Source organism: Streptomyces deserti, from assembly GCF_054782695.1.
Genome location: NZ_BAAGRZ010000002.1, coordinates 127,707 through 148,365, shown reverse-complemented (window position 1 = coordinate 148,365; position 20,659 = coordinate 127,707). Strand labels below are relative to the sequence as shown.

Sequence of the window (20,659 nt, the reverse complement as noted above, 5' to 3'; positions counted from 1 at the left end):
TCACAACAGGCCGACGGCCGTGTCCACTGCCTGCTCCACGCTGCCCTCGGCCGGGTAGAGCAGCGACCGGCCGACCACCATGCCCTGGACGGTGGGCAGCCGCAGTGCCTTGCGCCAGCGCTCGTACGCGCCCTCCTGGTCCTCGCCGACCTCACCGCCGAGCAGCACGGTCGGCAGCGTGGAGGTCTCCAGCACCTCGGCCATGTCGTCGGGGTCCTCGGTGACGGGCAGCTTGAGCCAGGTGTAGGCGGAGGTGCCCCCGAGGCCCGAGGCGATGGCGATGGAGCGGGTGACGGCCTCGGCGGACAGGTCGTTGCGGACCCGGCCGTCCACGCGGCGGGAGATGAACGGCTCGACGAAGACCGGCAGCCGGCGCGCGGCCATGTCGTCGATGGCGCGGGCGGTGGACTCCAGGGTGGTCAGGGAGCCCGGGTCGGCGTAGTCGATGCGCACCAGCAGCTTGCCCGCGTCGAAGCCGAGGCGCTCGATGTCCTCGGCGCGGTGGCCGGTGAAGCGGTCGTCCATCTCGAAGGCGGCACCGGCCAGGCCGCCGCGGTTCATCGAGCCCATGACGACCTTGTTCTCCAGCACCCCGAGGAGCAGCAGGTCCTCCAGGATGTCGGCGGTGGCGAGCACCCCGTCGACACCGGGCCGGGACAGCGCGACGCACAGCCGCTCCAGCAGGTCGGCCCGGTTGGCCATGGCCAGGCGCCGGTCGCCGACGCCGAGGGCACCGCGTGCCGGGTGGTCGGCGGCCACGATCATCAGGCGGCCGCTGTCGCCGATCAGCGGGCGGCGCGCCCGGCGCGCGGCCGCCTCGGCGACCGCCTCGGGATTCCGGGCCCGGACCGCGGTGAGGTCGGCAATGCTGAGGTTCAAGTCAGGCTCCGTTCGGGGTTGGCTTCGTCGGCCCGGGGTGCGGGGACGGTTCACGTCGGCCAGGGGTGCGGGGACGGTTCACGTCGGCCAGGGGTGCGGGGACGGTTCACGTCGGCCCGGGTACGGGGACGGTTCACATCGGCCCGGATACGGGGACGGCTCAGCTCAGCCCCGGTGCGGGGACGGTTCACGTCGGCCCGGGTGCGGGGACGGCTCACGTCACACCGCCGCACTCGGCGACGAGGCCCGTGCGAGGAGGTCGTCCACCTCGGACTCGGTCGGCATCGCGGAGGAGCAGGCGAGGCGGGAGGCGACGAGGGCGCCGGCGGCGTTGGCGTACCGCATGGTCCTCTCCAGTTCCCAGCCGGACAGCAGACCGTGGCAGAGCGAGCCGCCGAAGGCGTCGCCCGCGCCGAGGCCGTTGACCACCTCGACCGGCACCGGCGGCACCTCGGCCCGGGTGCCGTCGCGGTGCACGGCGAGCACGCCCTTCGGCCCCTGCTTGACGACCGCCAGCTCGACGCCCGCCTCCAGCAGCGCCTCGGCGCACGCCTGCGGTTCGCGTACGCCGGTGGCGACCTCGCACTCGTCGAGGTTGCCGACCGCGACGGTGGCGTGGCGCAGCGCCTCGCGGTAGTAGGGGCGGGCCTCCTCCGGGTCGCGCCAGAACATCGGGCGCCAGTCGAGGTCGAAGACCGTGGTGCCCGCCTTGTCGCGTGCCTTGAGCGCGGCGAGCGTGGCGGAGCGGCTCGGCTCCTCGCTCAGGCCTGTGCCGGTGATCCAGAAGATGCGGGCCCCGCGGATGGCGAAGAAGTCCAGCTCGTCGGTGTGGATCTCCAGGTCCGGGGCCTTGGGCCGGCGGTAGAAGTAGAGCGGGAAGTCGTCCGGCGGGAAGATCTCGCAGAACGTGATCGGGGTCGGGTACGCCTCGACAGGGGTGACCCAGCGGTCGTCGACCCCGAAGTCCTTCAGTGCCTGGTGCAGATAGGCGCCGAAGGGGTCGTCGCCGGTGCGGGTGATCACCGCGGTGGAGCGGCCGAGACGGGCGGCCGCGACCGCCACGTTGGCGGCCGAACCGCCGAGGAACTTCCCGAACGTCTCCACCTGCGTCAGGGGCACGCCCGTCTGCAGAGGGTAAAGGTCGACCCCGATGCGGCCCATCGTGATCAGGTCGAAGTACTGTGCTGAGTCGGCCATGCGCGACGCTCCTCGAGCTGGTGGGGATGCGGGTCCCAGGGCGCCCTGACACCGTGGGGACGGGGACTCCAGGGACCTGCCGCCTCCCAGGTGTAGGTCTCGGAGGGCGGCGATGTCAATAGTTTGTACTTACATTCGGACCTGCTTGTGAAATGATGTCTTAACAAAGTATTGACAGCGGGCGCGCCAGGGACTTGGATCCCGTCCCAGCGCAACAGCCGTTTTTTCGGCGCATGACCCGGACTCCCGAGGCTCCGGGCCCCGGACCTCGGATCCCCCCTTTCCCCCGCAAAGCACAGTGAGGTGCCAGGAAAGATGGACCGCTCTTCTCACCCCCGCTCCCGCAGAATCGCACCCTTCGTCGCGGTGGCCGCGGCAGCCGCCCTGACCCTCGCCGGCTGCTCCAGCAGCTCTGGGGGCAAGAAGTCGGAGGAAGGCGCGGCGAACGCCTCCGCGGGCAAGGCCACCACCCCCCGCATGACGGTCGCCCTCGTCACCCACCAGGCGCCCGGCGACACCTTCTGGGACACCGTCCGCAAGGGTGCCGAGGCGGCGGCCGCGAAGGACAACATCAAGCTGATCTACTCGGCCGACCCGAACGCGGGCAACCAGGCCAACCTGGTGCAGAACGCGATCGACCAGAAGGTCGACGGCATCGCGGTCACCCTGGCCAAGCCGGACGCCCTCAAGAGCGTGATCGGCAAGGCGGAGCAGGCGGGGATACCCGTCGTCGGCCTCAACTCCGGCCTGAGCGACTGGAAGAACCTCAACCTGCTGGAGTTCTTCGGCCAGGACGAGACCGTGGCCGGTGAGGCCTTCGGCAAGAAGCTGAACGAGGTCGGCGCCAAGCACGCCCTCTGCGTCATCCAGGAGCAGGGCAACGTCGGCCTCACCCAGCGCTGCGACGGGGTGGAGAAGACCTTCGACGGCAAGCTCGACGTCCAGAACGTCAACGGCACCGACATGCCGTCCGTGAAGTCGACGATCACCGCCAAGCTGAAGCAGGACCCCTCCATCGACTACGTCGTCACGCTCGGCGCCCCCTTCGCGCTGACCGCGGTGCAGTCGGTCGGCGACGCCGGCAGCAAGGCGAAGGTCGCCACCTTCGACCTCAACAAGGACCTCATCAAGGCCATCCAGAACGACAGCATCCAGTTCGCCGTGGACCAGCAGCCCTACCTGCAGGGCTACCTGGCCGTCGACGGCCTGTGGCTCTACAAGAACAACGGCAACTACAGCGGCGGCGGTGAGCAGCCCGTGCTGACCGGTCCGGCCTTCGTCGACAAGTCCAACGTCGAGCAGATCTCCAAGTTCGCCGCGAACGGGACTCGGTGATGAGCATGACCCAACAGGCTGCGCCGGCGGTGAGCACACCGCCGGCTCCCGGCCACCAGCAGACCGACGGGCGGACCCGGCAGCGCCCCCTGGCGCTGCGCCTGCTCGCCCGTCCCGAAGTCGGCGTCTTCCTCGGTGCCGTCGCGGTCCTCGTCTTCTTCCTGTTCGCCGCGCCGCCCGTGCGCGACGGCAGCTCGATGGCGAACATCCTGTACCAGTCGTCGACCATCGGGATCATGGCGTTGCCGGTGGCCCTGCTGATGATCGGCGGCGAGTTCGACCTGTCGGCCGGCGTCGCCGTGATCACCTCGGCGCTCACCGCGTCGATGCTCAGCTACCAGCTGACCATGAATGTCTGGGTCGGCGTGATCGTCGCCCTGATCGTGTCGCTCGCGATCGGCGCGTTCAACGGCTGGATGCTGGTCAAGACGGGCCTGCCGAGCTTCCTCGTCACGCTCGGCACCTTCCTGATCCTGCAGGGCGTGAACCTCGCGGTCACCAAGCTGGTGACCGGCAACGTCGCCACCGACGACATCAGCGACATGGACGGCTTCGACCAGGCCAGGGCGCTGTTCGCCTCGACCTTCGACGTCGGCGGTGTCCAGGTGAAGATCACGGTGGTGTGGTGGCTGGTGTTCGCCGCGATCGCCACGTGGGTCCTGCTGCGCACCAAGTACGGCAACTGGATCTTCGCGGTCGGCGGCAACAAGGACAGCGCCCGCGCGGTCGGTGTCCCGGTGACCTTCACCAAGATCTCGCTGTTCATGCTGGTCGGCTTCGGCGCCTGGTTCGTCGGCATGCACAACTTGTTCTCGTTCAACACCGTGCAGTCCGGCGAGGGCGTGGGCCAGGAGCTCATCTACATCGCGGCGGCGGTGATCGGCGGCTGCCTGCTGACCGGTGGCTACGGCTCGGCGATCGGGCCGGTCTTCGGGGCCTTCATGTTCGGCATGGTGCAGCAGGGCATCGTCTACGCCGGCTGGAATCCCGACTGGTTCAAGGCGTTCCTCGGCGTGATGCTCCTCGGCGCCGTCCTGATCAATCTGTGGGTCCAGCGCACGGCGACCCGGAGGTGAGCGGAATGACAAGCAAGGAAACCGGCACCCACGGGGCCATCCTCGAAGACAAGCCCCCCGCCGAGGACCGTCCCCTGGTCGAACTCCGCGACGCGGGCAAGTCCTACGGCAACATCCGTGCCCTGCACGGCGTCGACCTGGCCGTGCATCCCGGCAAGGTGACCTGTGTGCTCGGCGACAACGGCGCCGGCAAGTCCACCCTCATCAAGATCATCTCCGGGCTGCACCAGCACACCGAGGGCGAGTTCCTCGTCGACGGCGAACCCGTACGCTTCAGCACTCCGCGTGAGGCGCTCGACAAGGGCATCGCCACCGTCTACCAGGACCTCGCCGTCGTCCCCCTGATGCCGGTGTGGCGCAACTTCTTCCTCGGCTCGGAGATGACCAAGGGCCCCTGGCCCGTCCGCCGCCTCGACATCGAGCGGATGAAGAAGACCGCCGACGAAGAGCTGCGCAACATGGGCATCGTCCTGGACGACCTGGAGCAGCCCATCGGCACCCTCTCCGGCGGCCAGCGCCAGTGCGTGGCCATCGCCCGCGCCGTTTACTTCGGCGCCCGCGTCCTCATCCTGGACGAGCCGACCGCCGCCCTCGGCGTGAAGCAGTCCGGTGTGGTGCTGAAGTACATCGCCGCCGCCCGCGACCGCGGCCTCGGCGTCATCTTCATCACCCACAACCCCCACCACGCCTACATGGTCGGCGACCACTTCAGTGTCCTGCGCCTGGGCACCATGGAACTGTCCGCCTCCCGCGACCGGGTCAGCCTCGAAGAACTGACCAACCACATGGCCGGCGGCGCCGAACTCGCCGCTCTCAAGCACGAGCTGGCACAGGTCCGCGGCGTCGACGTCGAGGAACTCCCCGAAGAGGAGGACCTCACCGCCCCCGTAGCGGCATCTCCGGAAGGAAAGTCCTGACATGGCCCCCGCGCTCGACCGCATCCGGGTCGGCTCCGCCCCCGACTCCTGGGGCGTCTGGTTCGCCGACGACCCGTTGCAGGTGCCCTGGGAACGCTTCCTCGACGAGGTCGCCGAGGCCGGCTACTCCTGGATCGAACTCGGCCCGTACGGCTACCTGCCGACCGACCCGGCCCGGCTCACCGACGAGGTGACCAAGCGGAACCTCAAGGTCTCCGCGGGCACGATCTTCTGCGGCCTGCACCGCGGCCCCTCCGAGTGGGAGTCCACCTGGGAGCAGGTCAGCCGGGTCGCCGCCCTCACCCAGGCGATGAACGCGGGGCACCTCGTCGTCATCCCGTCGTTCTGGCGCGACGACAAGACCGCCGAGATCCTGGAGCCGCCGGAGCTCACCACCGAGCAGTGGGGCCACCTCACCCAGGGCATGGAACGCCTCGGCCGGCAGGTGAAGGAGACGTACGGCCTGGACATCGTCGTCCACCCGCACGCCGACACCCACATCGACACCGAGGAGCACGTCGAGCAGTTCCTCGACTCGACCGACTCCGACCTGGTCAACCTGTGCCTGGACACCGGGCACTACGCCTACTGCGGCGGCGACAGCGTCAAGCTGATCGAGACGTACGGCGAGCGCATCGGCTACCTGCACCTCAAGCAGGTCGACCCGGAGATCCTGGCCGACGTCCGGGCGGGCGGGGTGCCGTTCGGGCCCGCCGTGCAGCGCGGCGTGATGTGCGAACCGCCGTCCGGTGTCCCGGAGCTGGGGCCGGTGCTGGAGGCCGCGCAGAAGCTGGGCGTGGACCTCTTCGCGATCGTCGAGCAGGACATGTACCCCTGCGATCCGGACAAGCCGCTGCCCATCGCGGTGCGGACCCGCAAGTTCCTTCGTTCCTGCGGCGCCTGACGAACCGGAAGGACGGCGGCCATGGCTGAGCGAGCCCCCCTCGGAGTCGCGGTCATCGGTACGGGACGTATGGGCGCCGACCACGTGCGCCGGATCCAGACGGTCATCAGCGGGGCACGGGTGACCGCCGTCGTGGACGTCGACGCGGAGCGGGCCAAGGCCGTCGCGGCCCGCGTCGACGGCTGCACGGCCTACACCGACCCGGCCGTCGCCCTGGCGGCGGCCGATGTCGACGCCGTGCTCATCGCCTCCCCGGGCCTGGCCCACGAGGCCGCGCTGCTCGCCGCGTTCGAGCGCGACCTGCCCGTGCTGTGCGAGAAGCCGCTCACCCCGGACGCGGCCTCCGCCCTGCGCGTCCTCGAAGCCGAACAGGCCCTCGGCCACCGCCGCGTCCAGGTCGGCTTCATGCGCCGCTACGACGCCGAGTACGTCAAGCTCAAGGCGCTGCTGGCCACCGGGCAGCTGGGCCGCCCGCTGATGCTGCACAACCGGCACCGCAACGTGGCCAGCCCGCCCTTCTTCACCAGCTCCATGCTCATCACCGACTCCGTGGCGCACGAGGTGGACGCGACCCGCTGGCTGCTCGGGCAGGAGATCACCGCCGTCACCGTGCTGCGACCGACCCCGTCCGCGAACGCCCCGGACGACCTGCTGGACCCCCAGTTCGTCGTCCTGGAGACCGACGGCGGTGCGCTGTCCGACGTCGAGATCTTCGTCAACTGCGGTTACGGCTACCAGGTGCAGGCCGAGGTGGTCTGCGAACGCGGCACCGCCCGCGTCGGCGACGGCCACGCCCTGGTCACCAACATGGCCGGCCGCTGGGGCGGCACCATCGCCCAGGACTTCACCGAGCGCTTCGCCGACGCCTACGACCGCGAGATCCAGGCCTGGGTCGACGCCACCCGCCGGGGCGAGGTCACCGGCCCCAGCACCTGGGACGGCTACGCCGCGGCGGCCGTGTGCGAGGCGGGGGTGCGTGCGCTGGAGGAGGGCGGCCGGGTGGAGGTCGACCTGGTGGAGAAGCCCGCGCTGTACCACTGAGGGCGCTCCGCCGGACCCTCTCGGCAGGCCGTTGTCCGTGCCGCGCTATAGCGTGCACAGCACTGACCCCTTCATCCCGTCGCGGGAGGTTTCCATGGCTGCGCGTCTCAACCCCTACCTCAGCTTCGACGGCGACGCCCGGCAGGCGATGGAGTTCTACAAGGAGGTGTTCGGCGGCACCCTGTCGCTGCACACCTTCGGTGAGTTGGAGCAGGAGGGCACTCCGGAGGCCGACAAGATCATGCACGGCATGCTGGAGACCCCGAGCGGCTTCACCCTGATGGGCTCCGACACCCCGCCGGGGATGGAGTACCAGCCGGGCAACACCTTCTCGGTGAGCCTCAGCGGCGACGACGACGCCGAGCTGCGCGGCTACTGGGAGAAGCTGTCCGCCGGCGGCTCGGTGTCCGTGCCGCTGGAGAAGCAGATGTGGGGCGATGTGTTCGGCATGTGCACGGACCGGTTCGGCATTCCCTGGATGGTGAACATCAGCGAGCCGGCGGCCTGACCCGGACGGACCCGGCCGTTCAGCCCGTGAGCGGGGTACGCGGCCGGGGCCCGAAGCCGGCCGCGCGGTAGCAGGCGTCGATCAGCTGCATGGTCGTCACCGCGTCCCGCGCGTCCAGCGGCAGCGCGGCACCGTCGCGCACCCGCGCGGCGAACGCCTCCAGCTGGTACGTGTACGAGGAGCGCGTGCCGAGCCGCTCGGTGCGCTCGCCCCCGGGCGTGCGGACCACGACCCGGTCGTCCCTCTGCGGCAGCACGAAGTTCGGCGCGGTCGCCTCGCCCCGCGAGCCGACCAGGCGGATGCTCATGTCCAGGCCGTCGTAGGCCATGTGGCAGCGGGCGGAGCCGGTGGCGCCGCCGGGGAACTCCAGGTCGGCGTCCAGCCACTCGTCGACACCGGGCGCGCCGGCGCGCTCCCCGCCCCGGGCCTCGACCAGACGGGGCGCGCCGCCCGCCCAGGGCGCGAGCATCCGCAGCGCGTGCAGGCTGTAGCAGCCGAGGTCCATCAGGGCGCCGCCGGCCAGCAGCAGCGACCAACGCCCATCGGAGTCCTCCGGCGCGGGGATCGCGACCAGCGCCTCGACGTGCCGCAGGTCGCCCAGCTCACCCGACTCCAGCAGCTCGTGCAGGCGCCGGGTGACCGGATGGAACAGGTAGTGGAAGGCCTCCATGAAGACGGTCCCGGCCTTCTGGACGGCCTGGAGCACCTCGGCCGCCTCCTCGGCGTTGCTCGCCGACGGCTTCTCGCTCAGCACATGCTTGCCCGCCGCGAGGGCGGCCAGGTTCCACGGCCCGTGCAGGCCGTTCGCGAGGGGGTTGTAGACGACGTCGACCTCGGGGTCGGCCACCAGCTCGGCGTACGACCCCGCCACCCGCTCCACGCCGTGGGCGGCGGCGAAGGATTCCGCTCGGGCGCGGTCGCGGGCGGCCACCGCGACGACGCGGTGGCCGGTCGCCCGGGCCGGGGCGATCAGGGAGCGCTCGGTGATCCGCGCGGCTCCCAGGACACCTATGCGCAGGGGTTCCCGGCCCGGTTCGCTCATGCCTGCCGTACCTCCTCGATGGTCACGGGGCGGTGCTCGCCCAGGGACAGGGTGCAGGCCTCGGCGATCCAGCCCGCTTCCAGGGCGTCCTCGATGGTGCAGGGGGAGGGGCGGGTGCCGGCGACGACCTCGGTGAACGCGGTGAGTTCGGCGCGGTAGGCCGCGGTGAAGCGGTCCATGAAGAAGTCGTGCGGGGTGCCCGCCGGGAAGGTCACCCCGGGCTCCACCGACCTGAGCGGCAGCTTGTCCTCCAGGCCGACGGCGATGGAGTCCGTGAAGCCGTGGATCTCCATGCGGACGTCGTAACCCCGGGCGTTGTGGCGGGAGTTGGAGACGACCGCGATCGTGCCGTCGTCCAGGGTGAGGATCGCGCCGGTGGTGTCGGCGTCGCCGGCCTCCTTGATGTAGTCGGCGCCCTTGTTGCCGCCGACCGCGTACACCTCGGTGACCTCGCGGCCCGTCACCCAGCGGATGATGTCGAAGTCGTGCACGGAGCAGTCGCGGAAGATGCCGCCGGAGGCGGCGATGTACGCGGCGGGCGGCGGCGCCGGGTCCAGCGTGGTCGACCGTACGGTGTGCAACTGGCCCAGCTCACCGCTGTGCACGGCGGCCCGGGCGGCGACGAACCCGGCGTCGAAGCGCCGGTTGTAACCGATCTGGATCGGCACGTTGCTGCCCTGGACGGCCTTGAGCACCTCGACGCCCTCGCTCATGGTCCTGGCGACAGGCTTCTCGCAGAACACGGGGACGCCGGCCTCGACCCCGGCGCGGATCAGGGCGGGGTGGGCGTCGGTGGCCGCCGCGACGACGAGGCCGTCCACCCCGGCGGCCAGCAGCGCCTCGGGGGAGTCCGCGACCTCGGCCCCGAACCGCTCGGCGGCGCTCTTCGCGGCGTCCGCGAACGGGTCGGAGACGACGAGGGACTCGACGGCGTCGAGCCCCGAGAGAGTCTCGGCGTGGAAGGCGCCGATGCGGCCGAGGCCGAGGATTCCGATACGCATGGGGGTGTTGCTCCTTGGGTGCGGGGTTCTTACGAGCGGAGGAGTGGTCAGTCCGTGCGCAGAGAGGTCGGTCCGGGCGGAGGAGAGGTCAGTCCAGGCCGCCGAGCACGTTCTGGTCCCAGTCGATCACGGATCCGGTGACGACCCCGGACCGGTCCGACAGCAGGAAGACCACGAAGTCGGCGATCTCGTCCGGCTGGCCGAGCTTGCCCATCGGCAGCTGCGCGGCGGCCTGCTCCCGCCAGTCGTCCGCGGCGCCGTGGAAGGTCTTCTGCGTGGCGTCCTCGCCCTCGGTCGCGGTCCAGCCGATGTTCAGGCCGTTGATGCGGATCCGGTCCCAGCGGTGCGCGTGCGCCGCGTTGCGGGTCAGGCCGGCCAGCCCGGCCTTCGCGGCGACGTACGGCGCGAGGAACGGCTGCCCGCCGTGCGCCGACGACGTGATGATGTTGACGACCGTGCCCGGCGCCTTCCGCGCCACCATGTCGGCGACCGCCGCCTGCATCGCGAAGAACGGCGCCTTGAGGTTGATCGCGATGTGCTCGTCGAACAGCTCGGGCGTGGTGTCCAGCAGCGTGCCCCGCGAGGTCAGCCCCGCCGAGTTCACCAGGCAGTCGATCCGGCCGTACGCCTGCACCACCTGGGCGACGGAGCCCTTGGCCTGCTCGGCGTCCGCGAGGTCGGCCCGTACGAACATGGCCTTGCCGCCCGCGGCGGCCAGCTCGGCCACCAGCGCCTCACCGCGTTCCGGGCGGCGCCCGGTGATGGCCACGACCGCCCCCTCGCGGACCGCGGCCCGCGCGATGGCGGCGCCGACGCCCTGGCTGCCGCCGTTGACGAGGACGACTTTGCCGTCCAGAAGCCCGTTGTCGAGAAGTCCCATGAAACAGTTCCTCAGCTCTCTCGCCGTTCGGTACCGGCCCGCAGCTCCGCCCGCAATGCCTGAGGCGTCCACTCCTCCCGCAGCGCCCGCCGTACGACGTCCGCCTGCGAGGGCGGCGCCAGACCGGCGACCGGCGGGTCGCTGTCGAGGTTGGTGGGGAAGGGGTAGCCCTCGGCGCTCGCCGCGATCACGTTCTCCAGCCGGTGCTCGCCGACGCCCTCCGCCTTGCGCTTGAGCAGTACCGGGTAGACGGCGTTGACCACGGCCTCCCGGTCCACGGTCTCCATGGCGCGTCCGAACGCGGACGAGACCTGCAGCAGGTTGGCCATACGGCGGATGTCCGCGGAGCGGTTGTGGCCGGCCGCGTGGAACAGCGCGGGGTTGAAGAACACCGCGTCGCCCTTGGCGAGCGGCAGCTGTACGTGGTGCGCCTCGAAGTACGCCTGGAACTCCGGCAGGCGCCAGGCCAGGTAGCCGGGCTCGTACTTCTGGGAGTGCGGCAGGTACATCGTCGGGCCGGAATCCACGGGCATGTCGCAGTGCGCGACCGCGCCCTGGAGGGTCAGCACGGGGGAGAGGCGGTGCACGTGCGCCGGGTACGCGGCGGCGGCCTCGCCGGACAGGAAACCGAGGTGGTAGTCGCGGTGCACGGTCTGGGCGGCGCCGCCCGGGTTGACCACGTTGATCTGGGAGGTGACCTGGTAGCCGGGGCCGAGCCAGGCCGCCGACACCAGGGCCAGCACGTCGTTGGCGTAGTAGTCGGCGAACACCTCCGCGTCGTACAGCGCGGCCTTCTCCAGCGCGTTCCACACCCGGTCGTTGGCGCCGGGCTTGGCGAAGTGGTCACCGGCCGTGGCGCCCGAGGCGCGCTGCTCGGCGATCAGGGCATCGAACACGGCGGTGGCCCGGTCCACGACCGACGGGTCCGCGAAGGCACCCCGGAAGACCACGATGCCGGGGCCGTCGGCGAGCGCGCGCACCAGCTCGGCCTCGAACACACGGTCGGCCTCGATCAGGCCCGCGTCGTAGACCGGCACGTTCCGCTCCACGGCACAGGCGTGCGGGTAGTCGGTCGGGTCGGTCGCCTGCTCGACCAGCGCGCGGAACGCGTCGAGGTCGCAGTCCTGCTCGGACAGCCAGCGGCGGCGGTGTACGGAAGTGAAGGACATCGTCGTCCCTTCGGGGTCACGGAGCGACGCAGCCCTGTCATTCTTGTCAGTACAAACCCCTCGAACAACCAGCAGGAAGCCATCAAAAACCCTTCAAGGAGCGTCTCGATGGGCCACCCCTTCCCGATCCGGGAGATCGCACGTCAGGCGGGCCTGAGCGAGGCCACCGTCGACCGGGTCCTCAACGGCCGGGGCGGGGTGCGGGAGAGCACCGCGCGGGAGGTCCACCGGGCGATCGCCGACCTGGACCGGCAGCGCACTCAGGTAAGGCTCGTCGGCCGTACCTTCATGGTGGACATCGTGATGCAGGCACCGGAGCGGTTCACCACCGCCGTGCGCGCCGCCCTGGAAGCCGAACTGCCGTCCCTGCACCCGGCCGTGCTGCGCTCCCGCTTCCACTTCCGCGAGACCGGCCCGGTCGGCGAACTGGTCGGCACGCTGGACCGGATCGCCCGGCGCGGCTCGCAGGGCGTCATCCTCAAGGCTCCGGACGTCCCCGAGGTCACCGCCGCCGTCGGCCGGCTGGAGGCGGCGGGCATCCCGGTGGTGACGCTGGTGACCGACCTGCCCGCCAGTCCCCGCCTCGCCTACGTCGGCATCGACAACCGGGCGGCGGGCGCGACCGCCGCCTATCTCATGGGCCAGTGGCTCGGCGACCGGCCCGGCAATGTGCTCACCAGCCTCAGCAGCGGCTTCTTCCGCAACGAGGAGGAGCGCGAGATGGGCTTCCGCAGCGCCATGCGCACCCGGCACCCGGAGCGCACGCTCGTCGAGATCGCCGAGGGCCAGGGCCTGGACGCCACCCAGTACGACCTCGTGCGCGCCGCCCTGGAACGCGACCCGGACATCCGCGCGGTCTACTCGATCGGCGGCGGCAACATCGCCACGCTGAAGGCCTTCGAGGACCTGGGCCGCGAGTGCGCCGTGTTCGTCGCGCACGACCTGGACCACGACAACACCCGGCTGCTGCGCGAGCACCGCCTGTCCGCCGTGCTCCACCACGACCTGGGCCAGGACATGCGCGAGGCCTGCCACATCGTGATGCGCGCTCATGGCGCCCTGCCGCCCGCGGGGCCGACCCTGCCCTCGGCGATCCAGGTGGTCACGCCGTACAACATGCCGACGCCCGTACGGTGACGCCGGGAGCGGCCCGGGCGTGTATCGCCGCTCGGCGGGCCCCGGCTCCCTACCGTCGTGCGCATGTGGAAATCGATCCCGGACGGCGGGCCGGAGCGACTGGTGACGCTCGCCGACGGCGTGTTCGCCATCGCCATCACCCTGCTCGTCCTGGACCTCTCCGTGCCGCACGGACTGGACTCCGGGCAGTACCACGAGGCGCTGCGCGCACTGCTCCCGGACCTCGGGGCCTACGCGCTCAGCGTGGCCGTGCTGGGCGGCTTCTGGCGCGACCACCGCAGGATCTTCCACACCGTCCGGCAGGTCGACGGACAGGTGATCACCCTGTCACTCCTCGGCCTCGGCGCCGTGGCCCTCCTGCCCTTCCCCACCAGGCTGGTCTCCGAGTACGGCGACGAACCCGCCTCGGTCGCCATCTACGCCGCCGCGGTCGCCGTACTCGGCGCCGCCCACCTCGCGCTGGTGGTCCTCCTGGCCAAACGTCCCTGGCTGCGCGGCGGGAAGGCCCCCGAAGGGGGATACACGCTCTACGCCCTCGACCTCGCCACGACGGTGGCGGTGTTCCTCCTCACCATTCCGCTGACCGCGCTGATCGGGGCCGCGGCCGCGTGGTGGTGGCTCGCCCTGATCCCGGCCAAGGTCTCACTCGGCCGACGGGCCCGCAGGGCGCGCTGACCGCTCACCGTCACGCCCGCGGGTCCACGGTGACCCACGCGCCGCTGCCGGCCGACCGGGTCATCGCGTCCAGTACGGCCGCGCTGTGCACGGCGTCCGCGAGCGTGGCCCCGTACGGCGTGCCCTCGGCGATCGAGCGCAGGAAACGGTGGGCCTCGATGACCTTCAGGTCGTCGTAGCCCATGGCGTTCGCGGCGCCCGGCTGGAAGGCGGCGAACTCGCCGTGGCCCGGGCCGACGTACACCGTGCTGACGGGCTGGTCCTGGTAGGTCGTACCGCGGCTGACGGCCAGTTCGTTCATGCGGCGGAAGTCCCAGAACACCGCGCCCCGGGTGCCGTGCACCTCGAAGCCGTAGTTGTTCTGCTCGCCGACCGAGACCCGGCAGGCCTCCAGGACACCGCGCGCGCCGGAGGCGAAACGCAGCAGACAGCTGACGTAGTCCTCGTTCTCGACCGGGCCGAGTTCGCCGCCGACGGCCCGGGAGTGGCCCGCCGTGGCACCGGTCGGGCGGGCCCGCTCGGGCAGGAAGATCGCCGTGTCGGCGGTCAGGGAGGCGATGTCGCCGAGCAGGAAGCGGGCGAGGTCCGCGCCGTGCGAGGCCAGGTCCCCCAGCACCCCGCTGCCGCCGCGCTCCCGCTCGTACCGCCAGGTCAGGGCACCCTCCGGATGGGCCGCGTAGTCGCTGAACAGGCGGATGCGGACGTGCGTGACGGTGCCGATCTCGCCGGAGGCGATCAGGTCGCGGGCGGCCTCGACGGCGGGCGCGTTGCGGTAGTTGAAGCCGACCGCGCCCTGGACTCCGGCCTGGGCGACCGCGTCGGCGACGGCCCGGGCGTCCTCGACCGTCAGCCCCACCGGCTTCTCGATCCAGATGTGCTTGCCGGCCTCGGCCATGGCGACGCCGATTTCGCGGTGCAGGAAGTTCGGGGCGGTGATGCTGACCGCCCGCACCCGCGCATCGGCGGCCACCTCCCGCCAGTCGCGGGCCGTCGACGCGAAGCCGAACTGCGCGGCGGCCTCCTCGGCCCGGCCCGGCACCTCCTCGGCGACCGTCACCAGCTCCGGACGCAGGGGCAGTCGCGGATAGTGGTGCGCCACGCGCGCGTACGCCTGGGTGTGCACCCGCCCCATCCAGCCGAATCCGACGACGGCGACGCCGAGCGTGTCCACCATGAGAGCCCCTCTTTGGACCGTTCCAGAACCTGTCCAGGCCACCCTGAGCGCGCCTACCCACCGATGTCAACCCTTTGACAAGCCGCACGGCCTCATGGAACGGTCCATCCCATGCGACCGCCGACGATCCGCGACGTGGCCGAACGGGCCGGTGTCTCCAAGTCGCTGGTCTCGCTGGTGCTGCGCGGCTCCGACCAGGTGCGGCCCGAGAAGCGGGACGCCGTGCTGCGGGCCGTGCGCGAGCTCGGCTACCGGCCCAACGCCGCCGCCCGCAGCCTCAGCGAGCAGCGCAGCCGCACGGTCGGCGTCCTCCTGAACGACCTGCGCAACCCCTGGTTCGTCGACCTCCTCGACGGCCTGGGTTCCCTGCTGCACGCGGGCGGCCTGCGCATGCTGCTCGCCGACGCCCGCCTCAACCGCCGCACCGGCCAGGACCCGGCCGACCCCTTCCTGGACCTGCGGGTCGACGGCCTGGTGGTGGTCGGCACGCTGCCCGACCCGGCGGCCCTCGGTGCCGTCGCCGAACGGATACCGGTCGTGCTGGCGGGCGCCCGCGAGCCCGTGCCGCCCGGCGTGGACCGGGTCGCCGGTGACGACGAACAGGGCGCGCGGCTGGTCACCGAGCACCTCATCGGTCTCGGCCACCGCCGTATCGCGCACATCGCGGGCTACGGAGCCGTCGGCGAGCTGCGCCGCCGCAGCTTCGAGACGACCATGCGCGCCCACGGCCTGGCGGAGGAGGCCCTCGTCGAGCCCAGCGACATGACCGAGGAGGGCGGCTATCGCACGACCGTCCGCCTCCTGAGCCGTCCCGGCCGCCCCACCGCCGTCTTCGCCGTCAACGACATCGCCTCCGTCGGCGCCCTGTCGGCGGCCGAGGAACTGGGCCTGCGCGTGCCCCGCGACGTGTCCGTGGTCGGCTACGACAACACGAGCATCTCCCGGCTGCGCCACCTGTGGCTCACCACCGTCGACAACGCGAGCCACGAGGTCGGGCGCCGCGCCGCCCGCTGCCTCCTCGACCGCCTCGAACGGCCCGGGGGAGCGGGCCGGGTCCACCTGGCCGCGCCGACGCTGGAGATCCGGGGGACCACGGCGCCGCCGCCCTGACCCGTCCCCGGGCGCGGGAGCGTCACTCCGGGCCGCGCAGTGCCGCCCAGGTCTCCTGTCCCACGATGCCGTCGGCGTCCAGCCCCTTGTCGGCCTGGAAGCTGCGCACCGCGGCCTCCGTTCCGGGACCGAAGTCGCCGTCGACGCCGGTGCTGCCCACGTTGTACCCGCGTTCCGTCAGCATGCACTGCACCTGGAGGACGCGGTGGCCGCTGTGCCCCTGGCGGGTGCGTCCGTTGCCGGAGTAGTGCGTGCAGTCGGTGATCCAGGGCGGGGCGGCGGGCTCCGGGGGAGGGCTGCTCGGGGCCGGTGTCGTCTCGGCGGGGGTGGTGCGCTCGGCACCGGGGCCGGGGCCAGGCGGAGCGGAGGGCGTGGGGCGTCGTCCGGCCTCGGTGGAGCGGGAGACCTCGGGACGCGAGGCGGCGCCGTCGGCACTCTTGCCGGAGGTGGGTGTCCGGCCGGAGGCGGTGCCCGGCGCCGGTGAGCGGGAGGCGTCGCCGGGCACGGTGCCGCCGGCCGTCGCACTGGCCCCGGGGGAAGCGGTCGCCGGGGGGTCCTGACGAGTGAGCACGAAGACCCCCGCCGCCACCGCGCACAGGGCGATCCCGGCGGCGACGGCCAGCATCGGCTTCTTCCGTGCCCCCGCGGGTAAGCCCCCTGTCGGGCTGTCAGGGGTCGGCCGCATCGTCTTCGGCCGGTCGTCCGCAGACCGTAAGCCGGCCCTCTGTTCGACGGGGAGGCGGCACAGCACCTCGTACGCCCGCTGGCGGGCCAGCACCGTGCCGGCCGGCGGCTCGGGCCAGACGGCCGCATCGTCGACGTGTCCCCCGGCCGCGTCGACGAGGTCCCGCGGTGTGGGCCGCCGCGCGGGCTCCTTGGCCAGGCACGCGGACAGCAGCGAACCGAGTGCCGCGTCCCTCGCCGCGATGTCACCGATCAGCTCTTCGTTCGGCTCCTCGAACGCCACTCGGTGCATCACGTCGACACCCGTGCCGTCGCCGAACGGAGCCCGTCCCGTCGCCGCGTAGACCAGCGTCCCGGCCAGCGAGAACACGTCCGACGCCGTGTCGCACGTGCCGGTCCTCAGGTGTTCCGGCGACATGTAGGCGGGAGTCCCCACCCGGTTGCCCGTGCCGGTGAGCGCGCTCGCGTCCACGGCCTTCGACAGCCCGAAGTCGATCACGTACGCGCCCCGGACCGACAGCAGCACGTTGGAGGGCTTCAGATCCCGGTGCACGATCTCCGCGGCGGCGAGGTCGGCCAGCGCCTGCCCCAGCTCCGCCACCAGACGCCACACCGCCGCGACCGGCAGCGCACCGTCCTCGCGCACGGCTTCCGCCAGATCGAGGCCCGGCAGGTACTCGGTGGCCATCCACAGCAATTCGTCCTGGAATCCGGTGCCGCACAGCCTCGGTGTGTGCCGCGTGCGGACCCGGGCGTGCACCGACGCCTCACGCTCGAACCGGCGCCGGAAGTTCGGGTCGTCCGCGTACTCCGGCCTGATCACCTTGACCGCGACCAGACCGGGACCGCCGTCCGCGGGGCGGGCGAGATAGACCCGCCCCATACCGCCGCTGCCGAGCAGTGCCAGCGGCACATAGGGGCCGATGCGGCCCGGGTCGCCGGGGCGCAGGGGTGAGGCGCCGGTCCGCCGCAGCGCGGCAGCCTCACGCGCCGCGGAGCCCGGCGGCATCGGCCGCTGTTGTGACACGCGTCCCCCGAAGTGATGTTCGCCGTACGTCAGTTCGCCCTCAAGGGATGACGAGGCTAGCCCAGCCGGTGCACACGTTCAGCCTTTCCAGCACTTCCGGCACACGGGTCACGCCGGATGGCTTGAATCGTTCGTCGCCGGTCGCCGGTCGCCGGTCGCCGGTCGCCGGTCGCCGGTCCCGGGAGGTTCCCCTGGCTACCGGTGAGGGCCCCGGGAAAAGGGGAGGCGGGTACGGCAGGCGGTCCGGCGCCCCGAGGTCAGGGCGCCGGACCGGGCCAGGGATCAGACCGCCGGTGCCGGGTACGTCGGGTACTCCACTCCGGAGACGTACTGGACGACACGGATGACCTGGCAGGAGTAGCCGAACTCGTTGTCGTACCACAGGTAGAGGATCGCGTTGTCGCCCTCGACCTTGGTGGCGCCGGCGTCGACGATCGAGGCGTGGCGCGAGCCGATGAAGTCGCTGGAGACCGCGTCGGGTGCGCTGATGAAGTCGATCTGACGCTTGAGCGGCGAGGTCAGCGAGACGCCTCGGAGGTAGTCGAGGACCTCCTCGCGGGTGGTCTCGCGGGCCAGCTGCAGGTTGAGGATCGCGATCGAGACGTCCGGCACCGGGACACGGATCGAACTGCCGGTGATCTTCGCCTTGAGGCCGGGCAGCGCCTTGGCGACGGCGGAGGCGGCGCCGGTCTCGGTGATGACCATGTTGAGCGGCGCGGAACGGCCCCGGCGCTCGGACTTGTGGTAGTTGTCCAGCAGGTTCTGGTCGTTGGTGAACGAGTGGACCGTCTCCACGTGGCCGCGCAGCACGCCGTACTCGTCCGCCATCGCCTTCAGCGGCGGGACGATCGCGTTGGTGGTGCAGGACGCGCAGGACAGGATCCGCTCGTCGGGCTTGATGGTGTCGTGGTTGACGCCGTGCACGATGTTGGGGACGTCCCCCTTGCCGGGCGCGGTCAGGACGACCTTGTCGATGCAGGGCCGCAGGTGCTGCGACAGTCCCTCGCGGTCCCGCCACTTGCCGGTGTTGTCGATGAGGATGGCGTCCTTGATGCCGTACGCCGTGTAGTCGACCTCGGACGGGTCGTTGGCGTAGATCACCTTGATCTCGTTGCCGTTGGCGAGGATCGTGCTGTTCGCCTCGTCGACGGTGATCGTGCCCTGGAACTGGCCGTGGATGGAGTCGCGGCGCAGCAGCGAGGCGCGCTTGATGATGTCCTGCTCGCCGCCTCCGCGTACCACGATGGCGCGCAGCCGCAGCCCGTTGCCGGAGCCGGCCTTCTCGATGAGCAGGCGGGCCACGAGCCGGCCGATACGGCCGAAGCCGTACAGGACGACGTCGCGCGGCTCGCGGCGCTCGATCTTGTTGGCTCCCGTGGCACCGGCGACGGCCTCGGCGGTGAACTCCTGCACCGTCAGGCCGCGGTCGTCGCTCCGGTACGTCGCGGCGAGCATGCCGATGTCGATCTGGGACGGGCCGAGGTCGAGCGCGGTGAGGGCCCGCAGGAACGGCATGGTCTCGGTGACCGAGAGTTCCTCACCGGCGATCTGCCGGGCGAATCGGTGGGTCTTGAGGATGCTGACCACCGACTTGTTCACCAGGGAGCGGCTGTGGAGGAGGACGGTGACGTCCCGCTCCCGGTGCAGCCTCCCGATGATCGGGATCATCGACTCCGCGATCTCCTCGCGGTTCTTCCAGTTGGTGAACGAGTCGTCGTTGACAGTCACAGGCTTATCTTTCGAGCTAGGTGGCGCTCATATGCTAACCGCACGCTGTTTCGAGTCATGCGCAGGGGGTCATCCGGCCGGGATGCCCCGGTATGCGTACGGCGGCCACGGCCTCGATGGCGCCGGTCGCGCCGAGCGTGTGGCCGGTCAGGGATCGGTCAGGGACCGGTCAGGGACTTGGTGGCGGTCACCGGGACGCGTTCGGCGGCCTGGCCCAGGGCCGCCTTGAGGGCGGCGGCCTAGGCAGCGTCGTCGAGGTCGGTTCCGGTGCCGTGCGCGTCGACGTGCGAGGTGCCCTCGGGGGCGAGGCCCGCCGAGCGCAGCGCGGTGGTCACCGCGCGGGCCGCGGCGGAGCCGTCCGCGCGGGGCGCCACGATGTGGTGGGCGTCGCCGCTGCGGTTGTATCCGCCCAGCTCGGCCGACGGGCTCGCGCCCCGGGCCCGCGCGTGGCCCGCCTCCTCCCCGGCCGCTGACCTGCGGGAATCATCGTTCCTCGGCCGTCGATTCCCCGCCGTCTCCGTCGGCGCGCGGCCCTGCGCACGCGCCCGGGGGAGGTTCGCGCGCGGGGAGAGTGCCGCGGGTGCCTCGTGCCCCCGTCCGGGAACAGATGCCGCCGTCGGGGTGGTGCATTAACCCGAGTGAACCTCTCGGATGGTGCGACGTCCAGGAGTGGTTGACGGTGGATCACGTCAAGGCCTTGTCGTAACAGCTGATAAGGCGTCAGCTGCATGGCCGCGACGGAAGGAATCTCACATGCGCTCAGCCCGCACGCTGCTCGCCACCGCGACGGCCACGGCCGCCCTCGCGCTCGCCGCGCCGGCCGCCTACGCCAACACCGTGGCCGAGTGGGACCACGACGACTCCTCCTACAGCAAGGAGCATGACAAGGACAGCAAGCACGACAAGCCGCACGGTGGGATGCACACGGGCGGCGGCGCGCTGACGCTGGCGAACGAGGACGAGTGGAGCTCCAAGAAGGACTCGGAGAACCACAAGGACGAGGACAAGGAGAAGGGCTACGAGGAGTCCTCGGGCAAGCACGAGAAGGACTCCAAGGAGCACGACAAGCCGCACGGCGGGATGCACACGGGCGGCGGCGCGCTGACGCTGGCGAACGAGGACGAGTGGAGCTCCAAGAAGGACTCGGAGAACCACAAGGACGAGGACAAGGAGAA

19 protein-coding genes and 1 pseudogene are annotated in these 20,659 nt (G+C 71.4%); 10 read left to right on the top strand and 10 right to left on the bottom strand.

What is annotated here, in order from left to right; translation table 11 throughout:
- Together ACYVMZ_RS06955 and iolC are read right to left on the bottom strand one after the other, a co-directional pair.
- Window positions 1-879: a Cgl0159 family (beta/alpha)8-fold protein gene (locus ACYVMZ_RS06955; RefSeq protein WP_461076638.1), complete on the bottom strand. Its 879-nt coding sequence runs from the start codon at window positions 877-879 to the stop codon at window positions 1-3.
- A 219-nt stretch (window positions 880-1,098) separates the two neighbouring features.
- Window positions 1,099-2,076, bottom strand: coding sequence for a 5-dehydro-2-deoxygluconokinase (iolC, locus tag ACYVMZ_RS06950; protein WP_461076636.1), 978 nt, complete (start codon window positions 2,074-2,076; stop codon window positions 1,099-1,101).
- A gap of 315 nt (window positions 2,077-2,391) precedes the next feature.
- On the opposite strand from iolC, the gene ACYVMZ_RS06945 reads away from it, so the two are divergent.
- From ACYVMZ_RS06945 to ACYVMZ_RS06920, 6 genes are all read left to right on the top strand, one after another.
- Complete coding sequence (locus ACYVMZ_RS06945; RefSeq protein ID WP_461076634.1) at window positions 2,392-3,411, top strand: sugar ABC transporter substrate-binding protein; 1,020 nt, start codon at window positions 2,392-2,394, stop codon at window positions 3,409-3,411.
- Complete coding sequence (locus ACYVMZ_RS06940; protein WP_461076632.1) at window positions 3,411-4,487, top strand: ABC transporter permease; 1,077 nt, start codon at window positions 3,411-3,413, stop codon at window positions 4,485-4,487. Before ACYVMZ_RS06945 ends, ACYVMZ_RS06940 begins: the two co-directional genes overlap by 1 nt.
- Window positions 4,488-4,492: 5 nt before the next feature.
- On the top strand, window positions 4,493-5,404 hold the full coding sequence (locus ACYVMZ_RS06935) for an ATP-binding cassette domain-containing protein (protein ID WP_461076630.1): 912 nt from the start codon (window positions 4,493-4,495) through the stop codon (window positions 5,402-5,404).
- A gap of 1 nt (window position 5,405) precedes the next feature.
- Entirely contained in the window at window positions 5,406-6,308 is a 903-nt protein-coding gene (locus ACYVMZ_RS06930; RefSeq protein ID WP_461076628.1) for a sugar phosphate isomerase/epimerase family protein, read from the top strand.
- A 21-nt stretch (window positions 6,309-6,329) separates the two neighbouring features.
- The gene (locus tag ACYVMZ_RS06925) at window positions 6,330-7,349 is read left to right on the top strand and encodes a Gfo/Idh/MocA family protein (protein ID WP_461076626.1); all 1,020 of its coding nucleotides are present in this window, start codon (window positions 6,330-6,332) and stop codon (window positions 7,347-7,349) included.
- 94 nt (window positions 7,350-7,443) lie between these two features.
- Window positions 7,444-7,857 (top strand): VOC family protein, encoded by a 414-nt coding sequence (locus tag ACYVMZ_RS06920; RefSeq protein ID WP_461076624.1) that lies wholly within the window; start codon window positions 7,444-7,446, stop codon window positions 7,855-7,857.
- Window positions 7,858-7,876: 19 nt separating this feature from the next.
- Here the strand turns inward: ACYVMZ_RS06920 and ACYVMZ_RS06915 are convergent, their stop codons facing one another.
- The 4 genes from ACYVMZ_RS06915 to ACYVMZ_RS06900 all read right to left on the bottom strand — a co-directional run bounded on the left by ACYVMZ_RS06915 (window position 7,877) and on the right by ACYVMZ_RS06900 (window position 11,949).
- Window positions 7,877-8,899 carry a Gfo/Idh/MocA family protein gene (locus tag ACYVMZ_RS06915; RefSeq protein ID WP_461076622.1) on the bottom strand — a complete coding sequence of 341 codons (1,023 nt, stop codon included), beginning with the start codon at window positions 8,897-8,899 and terminating at the stop codon, window positions 7,877-7,879.
- The gene (locus tag ACYVMZ_RS06910) at window positions 8,896-9,900 is read right to left on the bottom strand and encodes a Gfo/Idh/MocA family protein (protein ID WP_461076620.1); all 1,005 of its coding nucleotides are present in this window, start codon (window positions 9,898-9,900) and stop codon (window positions 8,896-8,898) included. The genes ACYVMZ_RS06915 and ACYVMZ_RS06910 overlap by 4 nt, the downstream gene beginning before the upstream one ends.
- 88 nt (window positions 9,901-9,988) lie before the next feature.
- Complete coding sequence (locus ACYVMZ_RS06905) at window positions 9,989-10,780, bottom strand: SDR family oxidoreductase (protein ID WP_461076618.1); 792 nt, start codon at window positions 10,778-10,780, stop codon at window positions 9,989-9,991.
- 11 nt (window positions 10,781-10,791) lie between these two features.
- The gene (locus ACYVMZ_RS06900; protein ID WP_461076616.1) at window positions 10,792-11,949 is read right to left on the bottom strand and encodes a phytanoyl-CoA dioxygenase family protein; all 1,158 of its coding nucleotides are present in this window, start codon (window positions 11,947-11,949) and stop codon (window positions 10,792-10,794) included.
- A gap of 108 nt (window positions 11,950-12,057) precedes the next feature.
- Here ACYVMZ_RS06900 and ACYVMZ_RS06895 point away from each other — a divergent pair, with 108 nt between their 5' ends.
- Together ACYVMZ_RS06895 and ACYVMZ_RS06890 are read left to right on the top strand one after the other, a co-directional pair.
- Window positions 12,058-13,086, top strand: a complete 1,029-nt coding sequence (locus ACYVMZ_RS06895; RefSeq protein ID WP_461076614.1) for a LacI family DNA-binding transcriptional regulator — start codon at window positions 12,058-12,060, stop codon at window positions 13,084-13,086.
- Window positions 13,087-13,149: 63 nt separating this feature from the next.
- Window positions 13,150-13,761, top strand: a complete 612-nt coding sequence (locus ACYVMZ_RS06890; protein ID WP_461076612.1) for a TMEM175 family protein — start codon at window positions 13,150-13,152, stop codon at window positions 13,759-13,761.
- A 10-nt stretch (window positions 13,762-13,771) separates the two neighbouring features.
- Here ACYVMZ_RS06890 and ACYVMZ_RS06885 read toward each other — a convergent pair whose 3' ends face one another.
- Window positions 13,772-14,935, bottom strand: a complete 1,164-nt coding sequence (locus ACYVMZ_RS06885) for a Gfo/Idh/MocA family protein (protein ID WP_461076610.1) — start codon at window positions 14,933-14,935, stop codon at window positions 13,772-13,774.
- Window positions 14,936-15,046: 111 nt separating this feature from the next.
- Between ACYVMZ_RS06885 and ACYVMZ_RS06880 the strand changes: the two genes are divergently transcribed.
- A complete protein-coding gene (locus ACYVMZ_RS06880) occupies window positions 15,047-16,045 on the top strand; it encodes a LacI family DNA-binding transcriptional regulator (RefSeq protein WP_461076608.1) in 999 nt (332 codons plus the stop codon).
- A gap of 22 nt (window positions 16,046-16,067) precedes the next feature.
- On the opposite strand, the gene ACYVMZ_RS06875 is transcribed toward ACYVMZ_RS06880, so the two are convergent.
- From ACYVMZ_RS06875 to ACYVMZ_RS06865, 3 genes are all read right to left on the bottom strand, one after another.
- Complete coding sequence (locus ACYVMZ_RS06875) at window positions 16,068-17,738, bottom strand: protein kinase domain-containing protein (RefSeq protein ID WP_461076606.1); 1,671 nt, start codon at window positions 17,736-17,738, stop codon at window positions 16,068-16,070.
- 300 nt (window positions 17,739-18,038) lie between these two features.
- Window positions 18,039-19,484 (bottom strand): glyceraldehyde-3-phosphate dehydrogenase, encoded by a 1,446-nt coding sequence (locus tag ACYVMZ_RS06870; protein ID WP_461076604.1) that lies wholly within the window; start codon window positions 19,482-19,484, stop codon window positions 18,039-18,041.
- Window positions 19,485-19,723: 239 nt separating this feature from the next.
- Window positions 19,724-19,858 carry a hypothetical protein gene (locus ACYVMZ_RS06865; RefSeq protein ID WP_461076602.1) on the bottom strand — a complete coding sequence of 45 codons (135 nt, stop codon included), beginning with the start codon at window positions 19,856-19,858 and terminating at the stop codon, window positions 19,724-19,726.
- Between the two features lie 379 nt (window positions 19,859-20,237).
- Between ACYVMZ_RS06865 and ACYVMZ_RS06860 the strand changes: the two are divergent.
- Window positions 20,238-20,659: pseudogene (locus tag ACYVMZ_RS06860) on the top strand (hypothetical protein); the annotation flags it as partial.